This is a genomic window from Desulfovibrio faecalis (assembly GCF_053570625.1).
In genome coordinates this window covers 852,061-867,684 of the sequence record NZ_JBRBQR010000001.1, presented here as the reverse complement: position 1 = coordinate 867,684, position 15,624 = coordinate 852,061, and the positions used below count along the sequence as shown (strand labels likewise).

Here is a 15,624-nt window from a genome sequence, read left to right as displayed (position 1 = left end):
TTCACCACCGCGACTCTCGCAACATCTAGTAACGAGGATGCCAATGATGCGTGTTTTGCGCCGCCTGCGGGCAGGCACAATGGCCCCGCCCAGGGCCGACTGGAATGAAATATTCTGGGCGTGGGCAGGCAGTTGCCTGTCCATAATCAGCCTTGCGCTGCTTGAAAAGCTCTGCGCGCAGGAATGGAATCTGCCTCTGCTCATCGGCTCGTTCGGCGCTTCCGCCGTGCTGGCCTTTGGCGCGCCCCACAGCCCGCTGGCCCAGCCCCGCAATCTTGTGGGTGGGCACGTGCTTTCCGCGCTTGTGGGTGTGAGCTGCCAGCTACTCTTCAGTGATAATCCAGTGCTGGCCTCGGGCCTTGCCGTTTCCACAGCCATTGCCCTCATGCACGCAACGCAGACCCTGCATCCTCCGGGCGGCGCAACGGCCCTTATCGCGGTCATCGGCGGCCCCGGCATCCACAGTCTCGGCTACTGGTATGTGCTCCTGCCCTGCGCAGCGGGGGCCATCTGCATGCTGGCCCTGGCCTATGCCGCCAATAATCTCGCCGCCCGCAAGAGGTATCCCCTCTTCTGGTGGTAAGGGCCTTACAAAAAACGTGGCCCTGACAATCCATATTTGCAGCACTGTCGCATAACAATTTGCCTGCCTTCGTGGAGTCTGCCCTTGCGGCCTTTCACGAAGACAGGCAAATTTCACTTCGAGGCTGGATGGCAGCAACCGAAACACCCTGCCTTCTCCATTGCTTCTGCTTGGCTCATGCCAGACGGGCATCAGCAGAACCCCCGCCAGCCGCCGGACCTGGAACCAATACCCGGCTCCGGCTTGCCAGCCAGGGCCAAAGGGCGTAGCCTCATTGTCTTACTTTTATCGAGGTTATGACATGTCCGGCATATCTTCCGCTTCCCCCCTGGCGGAGGGCCTGCGGCGCGCACTGCCCATTGTGCTGGGCTACCTGCCCGTAGGCTTCGCTTTTGGGGTTCTTGCCGTCAAGAACAACATCCCGCCCTCCTTGGCTGTCGCCATGTCCGTGCTCATGTTTTCCGGCTCCGGCCAGTTCGTGTTCGCGGGCATGTGGGGCGCTGGCGCAAGCGCGCTCTCCATTATGGCGGCGGTCTTTATTGTAAACCTGCGCTATCTGCTGCAATCCGCCGCAGAATCCCCATGGCTGGCGGGCCTGCCGCGCGGGCAACGCTTTCTGCTGGGCCTCGGCCTTACGGACGAGACCTTTGCCGTCCATGTCACGGCTTTTCAGAACGGCTGGCAGCGAAGCCTCACCACACTCTTTGTCTGCAATCAGACCGCGCAACTGGGATGGGTTTCCGGCGCCGCCATTGGCGCGTTCTGCGGCGAGCTTGTGAGCGATGTTAAACCGCTGGGCCTTGATTATGCCCTCACCGCCATGTTTCTGGCCCTGCTGGTGCCACAGTGCGTCAGCCGCCTGCACGTGCTGGTGGCACTCTTTACCACCACGCTCTCCATCAGCCTCAAGGCTGCGGGCATGACTCAGTGGAACATTGCCGTTGCCACGGTGCTGGGCGCAAGCCTTGGCACATGGCTGCTGGTGCGCAAGGCGCAGCACGAGGGCACGCCCATTGACCTTGCCGACCAGCAAAACAAGGATGCAGACAGCCGCGCTATCAGCAACATGGCGACGCCACGCACAGAGGAGGCCGAATCATGAACGAAAGTGGATGGTTCAGCACCCATGCGGCCCTGATGCTCTGCCTTCTTGGCAGTGTTCTGGTTACGGTTCTGCCAAAAATCCTGCCTGTCACCTTTTTGAAGGGCGACAGCCTGCCGCCGCTGCTGCGGCACTGGCTGTCCTTTGTGCCCGTCGCCGTCATGGCTGCCCTGGTGGGGCCGGACGTGTTTTTTTACGAAGGGCATTTCAACGCCGGGCCTTCCAACCTGTTTCTGATGGTGGCCCTGCCCTCTCTGCTGGTCGCGTGGTGGTCAAAGAACTATTTTCTCACCATTGCCTTTGGCCTCGGGCTGGTGATTCTGGCCCGCTGGGCCGGGTTGTACTAATGCCGCGCGCACGAGGTTCCGCTTCCGGTCCACCTTCGCTGCGCGAAAGGCGCAAACCAGCTCCCTCACTGCCGCCGCCAACGCGCAGCGCCAGCCTTTTGGTGCGCATTACGCCGGAGCATACGGGGCTGTTCCGCTTTTTGCTCGAAGCCTATGAGCACATCGCCTATTTTACCGTGCTTGAAAACAAGACAGCCCTGCTGCGGGTTATCTTTTCACCTCACAGAGAGCGAGAAGCGCGCGAGGCTCTGGCCCAGATGGCCCAAAGCCTGCCCTTCACTGTGGAGGAATGGCCCAAGCAGGCGTAGTCGCCGCTCCCAGACTGCGCCAGTGGAGTCTGCGCAGTGCGGCCCAGGCCCTGCCGGGACTGCTGATGCAAAAACACTTTGAGCTGCGCGCAAATTCTGTTACAATTCTTTCGTTTTGGGGCAGGGCCAAAAGCCCAGCCCTTTTCCTGCGTCCGGCGAAAGCCCGCAACACCTCAGCCTTTACCAAGGCGGACTCATGCCCACACTGAAATACAAGCGCGTGCTGCTCAAGCTGAGCGGCGAGGCCCTGGCCGGAGAAAACAAGACCGGCATTGACCCGGAAACCGTAGCCACCATCTGCCGTGAAATCGGCACTGTGCTCGAAATGGGCGTGGAAATGGCCCTTGTGATTGGCGGGGGCAATATTTTTCGCGGGCTTTCCGGCTCGGCCAAGGGCATGGAACGTTCGTCCGCCGACTACATGGGCATGCTGGCCACTGTGCTCAACGCGCTGGCCGTGCAGGACATGCTGGAAAAGCTGGGCTACCCCACGCGCGTGCTTTCGGCCATCACCATGCAGGAAGTGTGCGAACCCTTCATCCGCCGCCGCGCCCTGCGCCACATGGAAAAGGGCCGCGTGGTCATCTGCGCCGCAGGCACCGGCAACCCCTACTTCACCACCGACACCACCGCCGCCCTGCGCGGCATGGAACTGAAGTGCGACGCCATCATCAAGGCAACCAAGGTTGACGGCATCTACGACAAAGACCCCAACAAATATTCCGATGCCGTCAAGTACGACAGCATCACCTATGACGAAACACTGGCGCGCCATCTGGGCGTCATGGACGCCACGGCCTTTGCCCTTGTGCGCGATAACAACGTGCCCATCATCGTGTGCCGCATGTTTGGCGGCGACATCTGCCGCGCCGTCACCGGCGAATCCGTAGGCACCATCGTTCAGAACTGAGCCCCCCAAGGAGAATACTGATGGATATAGACAGCATCCTTCTGGACGCCGAAGACCGTATGGAAAAGGCCATTGCCGCGCAGGAACGCGATTTTTCCAAGCTGCGCACGGGCCGCGCCTCCACCGCCCTGGTGGACGGCATCAAGGGCGACTACTACGGCACCCCCACGCCCATCAGCCAGATGGCCTCCGTTGCCGTGCCCGACAGCCGCACCGTGACTATCCAGCCCTGGGACAAGGGCGGAATTTCGGTGATTGAAAAGGCCATTCTGAAGTCTGATCTGGGCCTTACGCCCATCAATGACGGCAAGGTCATCCGCATCATGATACCGCCGTTGACCGAAGACCGCCGCAAGGATCTGGTCAAAGTGGCCCGCAAATACACCGAGGACGCCAAGGTGGCAGTGCGCAACGTGCGCCGCGACGCCAATGACAGCCTGAAAAAGCTGGAAAAAGACAAGGCCATCAGCGAAGACGAACAGAAGAAGGCTTCTGAAGACGTACAAAAGCTGACGGACAAGTTTGTGGCTGATGCCGACAAAAAGTGCGCGGCCAAAGAAAAGGAAATCATGGAAATCTAGCCCATGGCGGATTTTCCGCCCGGGTTGCGCGCGCCCCGCAAGCACATTGCGGGGCGCGGCTTTGCCGCCGCAGACAAGGCCGCAGACCATTCCGCAGACCCGCAGGACTTTTCACCACAGGCTTTTGCATGACGGATCATCCAGACAAACTGCCCACACACCTCGCCATCATCATGGACGGCAATGGCCGCTGGGCTCAGGCGCGCGGGTTGCCCCGCGAAGCAGGCCACCGCGCTGGCGCGGAAACCGTGCGCAACATTGTGACCGAATGCCGGTCTCTGGGCATACGCCACCTCACGCTCTACACCTTTTCCAGCGAAAACTGGAACCGCCCCAAGACAGAAATCAGTGCCCTTTTCAGTCTGCTGATGGAATTTCTGAGCCGCGAGGTGCCGCGCATGGTCGAACAGGGTATTTCCATGCGCGTTCTGGGCGACCTTGACTCCATGCCCCTTGCCCAGCGCACGGCCCTACGCCATGCCATCAAACGCACCGAGGGCGGTAAGGACATGGTTCTGAATCTTGCCCTCAATTATGGCGGCAGGGGCGAAATTGTGCGCGCCATGCAAACCATGCTGCGCGAAGGTCTACGCCCTGAAGACGTGACCGAACAGACCGTTGCCGATCATTTGTACACTGCGGGGCAACCGGACCCTGACCTGCTTATCCGCACAAGCGGCGAACAGAGGCTGAGCAATTATCTGCTCTACCAATGCGCCTACAGCGAGCTGTATTTCACGCCCGTGCCATGGCCGGACTTCGACGCCACGCAGCTCCGCATGGCCCTTGACGCCTATGCTGCCCGTTCGCGCCGCTTCGGCAAAACACAGGAGCAAATTGATGCCCATTGATCCTTCAACGCAATCCATCGATATTCGCCGTATTTTCACAGGCCTTGCCCTTGCCGCAGTCTTGCTGCTGGCACTCTGGCTCAGGGGCCTGCCCTTGCTGTTTGTCATTTTGCTGGTATGCGCCCTCGGCCTGTGGGAGTTCTACTCCCTGTTCTGGGGTTCCAGCCGCGTGCCCAGCCGCATTTGCGCCATCGTGTTTGGCTGGTGCATGATCTGCCTCACATGGCTGCACAGACCGCAAGATGCTCTGGTCTGCCTCGGCGCAGGCTTTGTGCTGGCGTCCATGAGTTTTCTTTTCCGGTGGGATGTTGTTGAAGACGACAATGCCTTTGCCTCCAGCGGCATCTTTATGGCGGGGCTGGCCTATGTGCCCCTGCTGCTGCTCCCGGCGACCTATCTTTCCACCACCAAACTCATCTTTGTTATTGCGGCGGTGGCCATTTCCGACACCACCGCCTACTTTGTGGGCACACGCTTTGGGCACCACAAACTGTGGCCCCGCGTCAGCCCCAAGAAAAGCTCGGAAGGCGCGGTGGGCAGCCTTGTTGGCTGCGTGATCTTTTGCGCCATTTACGGCGAAATATACGGCAAGACCGGCTGGTTCTCCTTTGCTCTGCTGGGCATTGCGATCAACGCCTTCGCCCAGTTGGGCGACCTCTTTGAATCCGCCCTCAAGCGCTCGGTAAACATCAAGGATTCCGGCAATCTGCTGCCAGGGCACGGCGGTATCCTCGACAGGGCCGACAGCCTGCTGTTTGCCATGCCCATGGTGGCCGTTGTTGACCAGTGGTTTTTCTTCTTTTAGGGCCTGTTGGCACTATGCCTCTTTTGCCCCCTGCTTGCGGCGGGGGGCGAAGATTCTCATCGTGTTAATGGCCCTTAGAACCTCTTTATTTTGAAATCCTCGGTTATCCCCCACCGGGGAGCTTGAATTTTTTGCCGCAGTACCAATCTTATGCGCACACGCGCCACGAGCACCTGCGCGCGCCCATTAAAGGACAACCTCACCATGGCGCAACTCTGGCCCGGCCTGGGCGGCCCTTCCATCAATTACATTTCTGACGCCCCCGGTGAAAGCTGGCAGCAAACTTGGCCGCGCAGTCTGGTACTTCTGGGTTCCACAGGCTCCATAGGGCGCAGCACGCTGGAAGTTGCCGCAGCGCACCCGCAGGCCTTCCGCATGGTGGGTTTCGCCTGCGCCCGCAACGTGCAGCGTCTTGCGGAACAGGCCCTCATATGGCGGCCGCCACATCTGGCTGTGCTTGACGAGGAATCCGCAACCAAACTGCGCGCGCTGCTGCCTGCGGACTACCGCCCCCGTATTCTTGTGGGGAGCGAGGGGTACGCGGAGCTGGCCTCCCTGCCCGAGGCTTCCACCGTGCTTTCCGCACAGGTGGGCGCTGCGGGACTTGCCGGAACGCTGGCGGCGGCTCTGGCAGGAAAGATCATCTGCCTTGCCAACAAGGAATCCCTGGTGCTGGCTGGCGACCTTGTGCGCCGCGTGTGCGCCCGCACAGGGGCCGTGGTGCTGCCCGTGGATTCCGAACACAATGCCATTTTTCAGTGCCTTGCCGGGCGCGGGCAGGAAGTGGAACGGCTCATTCTCACAGCCTCCGGCGGGCCGTTTCGCGGCTGGACACTCGAGGCCCTGAGCGCCGTTACGCCGGAGCAGGCCCTCAAGCACCCCAACTGGAGCATGGGAGCCAAAATCACCATTGATTCGGCCACGCTCATGAACAAGGGGCTGGAGGTCATTGAGGCTTTTCACCTCTACGGCGTGCCTGCCGAACGCATCAAGGTGCTGGTGCATCCGCAGTCCGTGGTGCATTCGCTTGTGGAATTTCACGATGGCAGCCAGCTTGCCCAGCTCGGCACGCCAGACATGCGCATGGCCATTGCGGCCTGCCTGCTCTGGCCGCGCTGCGTTCCGGTCAACGTACCGCCGCTTGACCTTACGGCAAAGCCGCTTACCTTTCATGAACCGGACGAAAGCGCTTTTCCCTGTCTTGGACTGGCCAAGCAGGTGCTGGAAAACCGTGGCGGACGTTGCGTAGTGCTCAACGCCGCCAACGAGGCCGCAGTGGATCTTTTCCTTACAGGCCGCTGCGCGTTTATGGACATCCCCCGGCTGATAGCCGCCGCACTGGAGGCGCATGGCGCTTCCAACCCCGGCCATCAGCCTTTATGCGCGCCTCTTGAAGGTGCCGCTTCCGCAGCAGACAGCGAAGCCGCACTGACAATGGAGGCGCATACACTGGCGGAGCGCATGCAGCGTCTTGACTGCCAGAGCCGCGAGCTGGTCTACGGGCTGGCCCGTGACGGAGGTTTCTTGTGCTGACAACAATTATTGCAGTCGTGGTCGTTCTTGGCGGCCTGATTTTTTTCCACGAACTGGGGCACTTTGCCGTGGCGCGTGGCCTTGGCATGGGCGTTTCCACGTTCTCCCTGGGCTTTGGCCCCAAGATTCTCAAATACCGCAAGGGCAAGACGGAATACGCCCTGTCGCTGGTGCCGCTTGGCGGCTATGTGGCCCTGGTGGGCGAAAGCGACCCCAAGGACATTCCCGAAGGCTTTACTGAAAAAGAAAGCTTTGCCCTGCGCCCCGCATGGCAGCGCCTGCTTGTGGTTGCCGCTGGCCCCGCCGCAAATATCATTCTGGCGTGGCTGCTCTGCTGGACCCTGGCCCTTGGCTGGGGAACCCCTGTGCTGCTGCCTCAGGTTGGCGGCGTTGTGCAGAACGGCCCTGCGGACAAGGCGGGCATTCAGCCAGGTGATACCATCGTAAGTATCAACGGCGCTGCCGTTGCCAACTGGCAGGCCATGGCCGACGCCATTACGCAGAGCAACGGCAAAACGCTTGCCGTCACACTTTCACGCCCGGACATGGCCCCCCAGGCTGACGATCAAACACGCACTGATGAAGCCGCTCAGCCCGAGCAGGGCATGATCATCAGCGTGGAACTCACGCCTGAACGGTCCATCCGTAAGACCATCTTTGGCGAAGAAGAAAGCGCATGGCTTATCGGCATTCGTAACTCCGGGGCTGTGCGGCTTGTGCAGCACGGCTTTGCCGATGCGGCCATTGCCGGAGCGGGCCAGACCGCAGACATGGTTTCGCTCACGTGGCAGAGCTTTGTAAAACTGGCCGAGCGCGTGGTGCCTCTGGATCAGGTGGGCGGCCCCATCATGATTATGCAGATGGTTGGCAAGCAGGCCCATGAAGGCCTTGCCGGGCTTCTGGCGCTGGCTGCGCTCATCAGCATCAACCTTGGCATCCTGAACCTGCTGCCTATCCCCGTGCTGGATGGCGGACAGATTGTATTTTGCCTGTGGGAAATAATTTTCCGCCGTCCGCTCAACGCCCGGTTGCAGGATTACGCCATGCGCGCGGGCATTGCCCTGCTGGTGGCTCTCATGCTGCTGGCCACCTATAACGACTTGTGGCGCATCCTCAAGAATACCGGCTGGTTCGGGAGCGGCTCATAATGCAGAACGGCACCGGGCTGGAGCTTATTCTCAATGCCGCAGAAGGCGCGCTCCAGATCATTGTCACCGAAGACGAGCGGCTGATCTGCGTGCAGGAATGGCACAAGGCCGACAGGGCCACGGAAATCCTGGCTCCGGCCCTGGCAGAGATTTGCAGCAGCCTTGGCATCAAGCCCGCCGACTTCCGGCGCATTGCCTGCGTGCGCGGGCCGGGTTCCTTTACGGGCATACGGCTGGTGCTGACCACCGCCGCAGCCCTGCGCCGCGTGGGACAGGCCCGCTTGGCGGGGTTGGACTACATGCAGGCTCTGGCCACCAGCGCCGTGCTCCAGCACAATCTGTTTTACGGCACCCCCGTATGGGTGCTCACCCACGCCCGCCGCAACCTTGTGCACTGCCAGCCCTTCATGTCGTATGGGCCGCAGATTCCCGCCCAGCCAACGCAGGTTGTTGATCTCTGCGCGCCGCAGGAGGCCCTGCGCCGTATTGAGACCGCACAGGGAGCGCCCCTGCCGGACGGCACAGACAAACACCGCCGCACGCACATTTGCGGCAGCGGCCTTGCCCGCAATGCAGATGTATTTACGGCTCTGGAAGGCATGCGCATGGTTCCCGTAGGAGAGGAAAGCGACTCGCCATTTGCCATGCCCCGGCTGGTCTTCCCGGATACGGCTTCACTGTGTCTGCTGGCCCGTCACGGCGATTATTTCGACGCAGATGTGGAGCCGCTCTATGTGCGGCCCTGCGATGCCGTTGAAAATCTCCCCCAACTGGCTCCGCGCATGGGCATGACTGGCGAATACGCGGTTGCCGCGCTCGACACCATGCTGGAACGTTCCCCTACAAGCGAAATCTGACCATTCTGCTGTAACGGACTGCTCGACCATACACGTTTGCAAAACTGTAAACTTACCTGGATTTCATAGCAAACCGCTACTGGTACAAGCCCAGCCACCACACGGAGAACCCCATGATCCGTACCATCAGACACTCACTTTCCCTATTGCTGTCATTGGCGGCTCTTGCGCTTATCCCCGCCGCTCCCGCAGCTGTGAACGCTGCGGACAGCACCGCCCGCATGGAGCTGCCCGCACCCAATAAAACCGGCGGCATGCCCCTGATGCTGGCTCTGGCCCAGCGTCGTTCCATCAAAACGGGCTTCAGCGGAGCAGCGCTTTCATCCCAACAGTTGAGCGATCTGCTGTGGGCGACTTGGGGCGTCAACCGCGAAGGCGGACGCAGAACAGCGCCCACGGCCATGAATCGGCAGGATGTGCGTTTGTACGTAGCCCTTGAAAACGGCGTGTGGCTCTATGAGCCTGAGCACGTACTCGTCAAGGTGCTGGATGGCGACTGGCGCGCCCAGATGGGCGGAGGCTCGCTCACCCTGCTCTACGCCGTACCACAGGGCAACGAATGGGGTGGGGCGCATGTGGGCTCCCTATATCAGAATGCCGGGCTGTTCTGTGCCTCCGCAGGGCTGGGCAACTTCGTACATGTTTCAGGCCTGCACGCGCTGGACGGCAAAATTTCCCTGCCTGAAGGCTGGAAAATCTTTATCATCCAGACGGTGGGCCTGCTGAAATAAGGCTTTGCCGAACGTAAAGGCGAATCCCCGCTCTTCATGCGAAGAACGGGGATTTTTCATGTCTTGCACACTCAGAGGCGTGAGCAAAAGGGGCCAATAAAACTAGAACGTCAGTTCCCTGCGCTCGCGGGCCACGCAGATACGGCTGCGCGTAAATCCAAAGGATGCGGCATAGGCCGCCAGTTCCGTAAAATGCGAGCCAGTATCTTCCATACTGTGCGCGTCAGAACCAAAGCTGATGCGCAGGCCCAGATCCGCCGCCAAGCGCATGATGACCGGGCCGGGGTAGGGTTCGTGGAAGGGTTTGCGCAAGCCAGCCGAAGAAACTTCCATGGCTGTATCTGTGGCGCGCATGGCTTCAAGTACGGCGGCTATGCGGTCTGTGCTGCCGGGCTGGGCCAGCCATGCCTGAAAATCATCAAAGCAGCACACCTTGATGAAATCCGGGTGGGCCACCACATCCACCATGCCGCTGGCAGCCAGACCCCTCATGGCATCATAATAGGCATTATAGCGCGCAAAGCGCTCTTGGCGCTCCACTTCCGGCCCCCAACTGCGGGGAGAGCCTACAGGCACGTCGTCCACAAAATGCAGCCCGCCGATGATGTAGTCAAAGGTATAGCGGCTGACCATATCGCACATCCAGGGTGTGTTGACCGGCAGCCAGTCAAGCTCCATGCCCAACAGCACACGTGGTTGGACATGCGCGCCGGATCTGGGGCTGGATGTCTGCTCTCTCAAGGCCAGCACTTCGTCGGCATAGGCAGGGAAGGTCACGGCGAGGTCGCCCTTGTACAAGGGGCAGGAATAACCGGGCGGCAGGGGGGAATGCTCTGAAAAACCGTACCAGACCAGATTGCGCGCCTGTGCGGCAGCAAACATTTCGCCCACTGTGGCTAGGCCGTGCGAAGCAACGGTATGATTATGCATGTCGGCGCAGATCATGGTTTCTCCAGCCGCCCCCGGCCCTCCTAAAAAGCAGCCTGTGCAAGCAGGGAACGGGCGTCCTTCACGTCCTGGGCAATGCGCTGCTTGAGGGCGTCCACCGAGGCAAAGCGTTCTTCACCACGCACACGGCCCACAAACTCCAGGCGCATCATCTGGCCATAAAGGTTTTTGCCGTCTTCCAGCAAAAAAGTTTCAACACCAAGCTCGTTGTCGCCAAAGGTGGGTTTGCGGCCCACACAGGTCACTGCGGGCCATGCGTGGCCCTCCAGAGTGGCGCGGGTGGCGTACACGCCTTCCACAGGAAGCACCACTTCGGGCTTGCGCTGGTTGGCGGTGGGAAAGCCCAGCCCAGCCCCGCGTCCATCGCCGTGCACCACTTCGCCGCTGAAACCGTGGAAGCGCCCAAGCAGGCGCGCGGCCCTCGCCACATCACCCTGGCCGATAAGGCCGCGCAGTGATGTAGAGCTGACAACCGTGCCTTCTACCAGCACGGGTTCAAGCTGCTCCACGGTAAAGCCAGTCAGTGCGCCAAGCTCGCGCAGCACGGTGACCTGCCCCCCACGGTTGCGGCCCAGCGTAAAATCGTAGCCCACCACAAGGCGGCGCAGATGCATGGGTTCAAGAATGGTCTGCACGAATGTTCCGGCATCCAGCGAGGCCAGCTCTCGCGTAAAGGGCAGCTCGAGCACAAAGGGAACACCCAATGCTTCAAGCAGGGCGAACCTGTCTTCACGCGTGGTGAGGGGCATGTGCCCGCGCTCGGGAAAGAGCACCTGGCGGGGATGAGGCCAGAAGGTCATGACCACAGGGGTCAGGCATTCCTGCGCAGCAACCTCAAGGGTGCGGCGGATAAGAGCCTGATGCCCAAGATGGACGCCGTCAAAATTACCGATGGTGACGGCTGAACCCCCGAGGGCGCCCAGCGCGTCAACTGAATGAACGATTTTCATTAGATATGCCGATTCCCGAACAGATAGCGCACGCCCGGCGGCTAGATGAGCCGGTCGAAAACGAGTTTGTAAATCTTGCGGATATGCAGCACCAGTTTGAGATTGATGCTCTTGGCCTGACCGGGATCCTGCGTGGAAAAGGAGCACAGGTGCCGGGCAACTTCGCTGAAGTCGCCATCGCCCCGTGGCTCAAGCATGGCCCAGTATTCATTGGCCCGCTGCACAATATGGCTGCTGTGCTTGTCCTTGTGCGCCCGCACGTATTCCTGCTGAAAAAGCTCAAACATGCGCGGAGCATCAACAGGAAAAGACCGCGCCAACGCCAGTCGCCACAGGGCCATGTAAAGCCCCATGAGTTCCGACTGCATCTGTCGGCGACGCATAAACTGCATGCGCTTGATGCCCAGCAGTTCAAGCTCAAGGGTAAAATCGGCATCGGCCAGCAATGCCTTGAAATTCTCCAAAGCCGCGCGTGCGGCTTCAGTCGGGGCACCGTCTGTCGATGCCTCCTGCGTGGTGAGATCGTCACTGTTCTGCATGGCTGTCACACTTAGCTGTTTGCTCGAATATCCCAAAATGCCTAGTCTCCGCCCTCGCGGGGCGAACCCTGGCCCTGCCCGTCGGCAGATTGCCCTGCAGTACCCTCGGTTGCATTGCCGTCACGACGTCGCGAGGAACGGCGACGGCGTTTGCCGGAATGCGAAGATTTACCCTCGCCAGCGCCGGAATCAGAACCGGAATCCGGGGCTGATCCCATGCTCTGCCCTTCAGAGACAGCGGGGCTGGCTTCCACAGCTTCCGCGCTGCGGCCACCGGACGGCTTTGCCCGCCCACCGCGTGACCGGCCCGGCTTTGCCTGACGCGACTGACGCTGCTGACCCTCGGCGGCTCGAGGCCGCCCATCGGGAAAACGCGTTTCGCGCAGGCTTTCCTGATGGCAGGCATCCAGCAGCATGGCCAGAAGCAGCACGTTGTCTTCTTCATCGCTCTGCGTAGCCAGATCGCACGCAAGCTGGGCATAGCGCCCAACGCGCATGCGTTCAAGCCCGGTCAGATTGCGGAACCGCCCTTCAAGAATGGCGGTCAGTCTGGCCCCGGCTACCCGGGCCACGTCTTCATCCGAAGGCAGGGGCAGGGGCATTATGCCGATCTTGTAGTGCTTGGCGATACGGTCAAGCTCCATGCGCTGCATCACGTCCACCAGCGAAATGACCGTACCGGCGGCACCCGCGCGGCCTGTGCGACCTGCGCGATGGATGTAGCTTTCGTGATCTTCCGGCGGCTCATAGAGAAAAACGTGTGAGAGCTGCGCAATGTCAATGCCGCGCGCCGCGACATCGGTAGCCACAAGATATTGCAGCTTGCCCTCGCGGATTTTTTCAAGCACGGCCTCGCGGCGCGACTGCGAGAGATCAGCGGAAAGCTCGTCGGCGCTGTAGCCAAAACCCTGCAAAACGCCCGTCACATAGTGCACGTTGGACTTGGTATTGCAAAAAATAATGGCCGAGGCGGGGTTTTCCGTTTCCAGCAGACGCACGAGTGCGCGGTCTTTGTCCATGGGCTTCACCTCGCAAAAGAGGTGCTGCACTTCGGCCACGTGCACTTCTTTTTGCGAGAGGGAAAGCATGGCCGGTTCCGCCATGAATTCACGCGCCAGCTTGAGCACATGGGGCGGATACGTGGCGGAGAACAGGCAGGTATGGATGCGCTTTTGCGGCAGATAGCTCTGGATTTCCTTCATGTCGGGATAAAACCCGATGGAAAGCATGCGGTCGGCCTCGTCAAAAACCAGAACGCGCAGGTCGCGCAGTTCCATGGTGCGGCGCAGCAAATGGTCAAGCACACGACCGGGCGTGCCCACAATAACCTGCGCGCCGTCGCGCAGGGCATCCATCTGCTTTTTATAGCCCACGCCGCCATAAACAGCGGCAGTACGGATGCCTGTTTCTGCAAAAATTACAGCAGCCTCGCGCTCAACCTGAACGGCGAGCTCGCGCGTGGGGGCCAGCACCAGGGCCTGCGGGGCCTTGAGGTCGGCAGAAATATGGGGAAGCATGGGCAAGAGGTAGCAGCCCGTCTTGCCGCTGCCGGTGCGGGACTGCACCATGATGTCGCGCCCGGCCAGCAGATAGGGCAAGGCCAGCGACTGCACAGGCATAAGGCTTTGCCAGCCGGCCCGGCGGCAGGCCGCGCTCACGGTTTCGGGCAATTCGTCAAGAGTCACCCTGGGCAGGGCATCATCGGGTTCGCTGACGGAAATGCCGTGCAACGCGGCGTCAGAAGCGGAATCCGCACAATCATTCACAGTGGAATCGTAATCGGCCATGTATTTTCCCGGCGGCACACCCGCCATAACTAAGAGTTTTGCTAACGTGCCAGCATGCCACACCCGGCATGGATTCGCAAGTTACGCCTTTTGCGGCAGACCATGCCGCCTCAGGAAAGCCGCGCTTGCGTCCTGCGGCTCTTACAGGTAGATTTAACTGTTTGCGCGGAACAAACCGCGCCATCAGACACCGTATTTTGTCGGCACAACGCAGACGCACACTGCCCTGCCAGCCGACACAACAAAGGAGGCCCCATGTCCGCTACCCCTGACGGCAGCGCGGCTCTGGAAGGCAACCCCGGCTTTCAGCCCGATTTCAGCAAGGGGCTTTTGCCCGCCATCGCCCAGGATTGCGACAGCGGCGAAGTGCTCATGCTGGCCTATATGAACGAAGACGCATGGCGCAAAACCCTTGAAACCGGCGAGGCCCATTACTGGAGCCGCAGCCGCAAGGAGCTTTGGCACAAGGGCGGCACATCGGGCAATGTACAAAAAGTGCGTTCCCTGCGGCTTGATTGTGACAATGACACCATACTGCTGCTTATTGAGCAGATCGGCGGGGCCGCCTGCCATACAGGACGGCGCTCCTGCTTTTACAGGGAATTGAAGCAAGGTTCGGTGCGGGAATGCTCCCCGCAGGTTTTTGACCCCAAAAAAGTCTACGGTCGATAGAAGGAAACTGTCATGAGCGCGGATACCATGCCCATCATCAAGCTTGGCGTGCCCAAGGGCTCGCTGGAAGAAGCCACCATCAACCTTTTTGAACGCGCGGGCTGGAAAATCCGCAAACATACGCGCAACTATTTTCCCGACATCAACGACCCGCAGATCACCGCCTCGCTCTGCCGCGTGCAGGAAATCGGCGAATACATCGAAGCTGGCGTGCTGGACGTGGGCATCACCGGCCTTGACTGGCTGACCGAACGCAACCACGAAGACAAAGTCGTGCGCGTGTCCGATCTTGTATATTCCAAAACTTCCAACCGCCCCTGCCGTTGGGTGCTGGCCGTGGCGGGCGATTCGCCCTACCAGAAGGCCGCCGACCTCGCGGGCAAGCGCATTGCCACTGAGCTGCAAGGCCTGACCCAGCGTTATTTTGACCGCGAAGGCGTTAAGGTTGACGTATTCTATTCGTGGGGCGCGACCGAAGCCAAGGTCGTGGAAGGTCTGGCTGACGGCATTGTGGAAGTGACCGAAACCGGCACCACCATCCGCGCCCACGGCCTGCGCATTATTGACGAGGTCATGATTTCCTACCCCGTGCTCATTGCCAATAAGGAAGCATGGGCAGATCCCGCCAAACGCGCCAAAATCGAACAGCTCGATCTGCTGCTCCAGGGTGCGCTCAAGGCAGAAAATCTGGTAGCCCTCAAGATGAATGCGCCAGCGGATAATCTGGCCGCCATCCTTGAAATGCTGCCCTCGCTCAATTCGCCCACGGTTTCGCCCTTACGCGACACCCACTGGCTTTCGGTGGAATCCGTGGTGCAGATTGATGTGGTGCGCGATCTGATTCCCCGTCTGCGTCTTGCTGGCGCAGAGGGCATCATTGAATACGCGCTGAACAAGGTCATCTAGCGTTAACCGTCTGCACGGGCGGCAACACAAATACCGGCAAGGCGGCCTGCGCAAGCGGGCCGCTTT

At 60.4% G+C, this 15,624-nt stretch carries 19 protein-coding genes; 15 read left to right on the top strand and 4 right to left on the bottom strand.

Annotated elements, in window-relative coordinates:
• Window positions 1-43 precede the first annotated feature (43 nt).
• The 13 genes from ACUZ79_RS03830 to ACUZ79_RS03770 all read left to right on the top strand — a co-directional run bounded on the left by ACUZ79_RS03830 (window position 44) and on the right by ACUZ79_RS03770 (window position 9,756).
• Window positions 44-583, top strand: a complete 540-nt coding sequence (locus tag ACUZ79_RS03830) for an HPP family protein (RefSeq protein WP_240823639.1) — start codon at window positions 44-46, stop codon at window positions 581-583.
• Between the two features lie 301 nt (window positions 584-884).
• Window positions 885-1,685: an AzlC family ABC transporter permease gene (locus ACUZ79_RS03825; protein ID WP_449250747.1), complete on the top strand. Its 801-nt coding sequence runs from the start codon at window positions 885-887 to the stop codon at window positions 1,683-1,685.
• Window positions 1,682-2,032: an AzlD domain-containing protein gene (locus ACUZ79_RS03820; RefSeq protein WP_240823637.1), complete on the top strand. Its 351-nt coding sequence runs from the start codon at window positions 1,682-1,684 to the stop codon at window positions 2,030-2,032. The genes ACUZ79_RS03825 and ACUZ79_RS03820 overlap by 4 nt, the downstream gene beginning before the upstream one ends.
• On the top strand, window positions 2,032-2,340 hold the full coding sequence (locus ACUZ79_RS03815) for a DUF4911 domain-containing protein (protein WP_240823636.1): 309 nt from the start codon (window positions 2,032-2,034) through the stop codon (window positions 2,338-2,340). The genes ACUZ79_RS03820 and ACUZ79_RS03815 overlap by 1 nt, the downstream gene beginning before the upstream one ends.
• A 196-nt stretch (window positions 2,341-2,536) precedes the next feature.
• Entirely contained in the window at window positions 2,537-3,250 is a 714-nt protein-coding gene (pyrH, locus tag ACUZ79_RS03810) for a UMP kinase (protein WP_022657672.1), read from the top strand.
• Window positions 3,251-3,270: 20 nt separating this feature from the next.
• Window positions 3,271-3,831: a ribosome recycling factor gene (gene frr / locus ACUZ79_RS03805; protein ID WP_192112231.1), complete on the top strand. Its 561-nt coding sequence runs from the start codon at window positions 3,271-3,273 to the stop codon at window positions 3,829-3,831.
• Between the two features lie 3 nt (window positions 3,832-3,834).
• Complete coding sequence (locus ACUZ79_RS03800; RefSeq protein ID WP_276612806.1) at window positions 3,835-3,963, top strand: hypothetical protein; 129 nt, start codon at window positions 3,835-3,837, stop codon at window positions 3,961-3,963.
• Complete coding sequence (locus ACUZ79_RS03795; protein WP_240823635.1) at window positions 3,960-4,682, top strand: isoprenyl transferase; 723 nt, start codon at window positions 3,960-3,962, stop codon at window positions 4,680-4,682. Before ACUZ79_RS03800 ends, ACUZ79_RS03795 begins: the two co-directional genes overlap by 4 nt.
• Window positions 4,672-5,487 carry a phosphatidate cytidylyltransferase gene (locus ACUZ79_RS03790; RefSeq protein WP_449250746.1) on the top strand — a complete coding sequence of 272 codons (816 nt, stop codon included), beginning with the start codon at window positions 4,672-4,674 and terminating at the stop codon, window positions 5,485-5,487. Before ACUZ79_RS03795 ends, ACUZ79_RS03790 begins: the two co-directional genes overlap by 11 nt.
• A gap of 204 nt (window positions 5,488-5,691) precedes the next feature.
• Window positions 5,692-7,020: a 1-deoxy-D-xylulose-5-phosphate reductoisomerase gene (gene dxr / locus ACUZ79_RS03785; protein ID WP_449250745.1), complete on the top strand. Its 1,329-nt coding sequence runs from the start codon at window positions 5,692-5,694 to the stop codon at window positions 7,018-7,020.
• Entirely contained in the window at window positions 7,014-8,168 is a 1,155-nt protein-coding gene (gene rseP / locus ACUZ79_RS03780; protein WP_215646681.1) for an RIP metalloprotease RseP, read from the top strand. The genes dxr and rseP overlap by 7 nt, the downstream gene beginning before the upstream one ends.
• Complete coding sequence (gene tsaB / locus ACUZ79_RS03775) at window positions 8,168-9,025, top strand: tRNA (adenosine(37)-N6)-threonylcarbamoyltransferase complex dimerization subunit type 1 TsaB (protein ID WP_240823633.1); 858 nt, start codon at window positions 8,168-8,170, stop codon at window positions 9,023-9,025. Before rseP ends, tsaB begins: the two co-directional genes overlap by 1 nt.
• Before the next feature lie 113 nt (window positions 9,026-9,138).
• Window positions 9,139-9,756, top strand: a complete 618-nt coding sequence (locus ACUZ79_RS03770) for a nitroreductase family protein (protein ID WP_240823632.1) — start codon at window positions 9,139-9,141, stop codon at window positions 9,754-9,756.
• Window positions 9,757-9,858: 102 nt separating this feature from the next.
• Here ACUZ79_RS03770 and ACUZ79_RS03765 read toward each other — a convergent pair whose 3' ends face one another.
• The 4 genes from ACUZ79_RS03765 to ACUZ79_RS03750 are packed head-to-tail and all read right to left on the bottom strand — an operon-like array spanning window position 9,859 to window position 13,980.
• Entirely contained in the window at window positions 9,859-10,701 is an 843-nt protein-coding gene (locus ACUZ79_RS03765) for a histidinol-phosphatase (protein ID WP_449250744.1), read from the bottom strand.
• 26 nt (window positions 10,702-10,727) lie between these two features.
• Window positions 10,728-11,654 (bottom strand): bifunctional riboflavin kinase/FAD synthetase, encoded by a 927-nt coding sequence (locus tag ACUZ79_RS03760; protein WP_240823630.1) that lies wholly within the window; start codon window positions 11,652-11,654, stop codon window positions 10,728-10,730.
• 41 nt (window positions 11,655-11,695) lie between these two features.
• The gene (locus ACUZ79_RS03755) at window positions 11,696-12,193 is read right to left on the bottom strand and encodes a hypothetical protein (protein ID WP_240823629.1); all 498 of its coding nucleotides are present in this window, start codon (window positions 12,191-12,193) and stop codon (window positions 11,696-11,698) included.
• A 41-nt stretch (window positions 12,194-12,234) separates the two neighbouring features.
• A complete protein-coding gene (locus ACUZ79_RS03750) occupies window positions 12,235-13,980 on the bottom strand; it encodes a DEAD/DEAH box helicase (RefSeq protein ID WP_449250743.1) in 1,746 nt (581 codons plus the stop codon).
• A gap of 255 nt (window positions 13,981-14,235) precedes the next feature.
• Between ACUZ79_RS03750 and hisI the strand changes: the two genes are divergently transcribed.
• Both hisI and hisG read left to right on the top strand, forming a co-directional pair.
• A complete protein-coding gene (hisI, locus tag ACUZ79_RS03745) occupies window positions 14,236-14,652 on the top strand; it encodes a phosphoribosyl-AMP cyclohydrolase (protein WP_022657658.1) in 417 nt (138 codons plus the stop codon).
• A 12-nt stretch (window positions 14,653-14,664) separates the two neighbouring features.
• Complete coding sequence (hisG, locus tag ACUZ79_RS03740; RefSeq protein WP_240823627.1) at window positions 14,665-15,558, top strand: ATP phosphoribosyltransferase; 894 nt, start codon at window positions 14,665-14,667, stop codon at window positions 15,556-15,558.
• Window positions 15,559-15,624 lie beyond the last annotated feature (66 nt).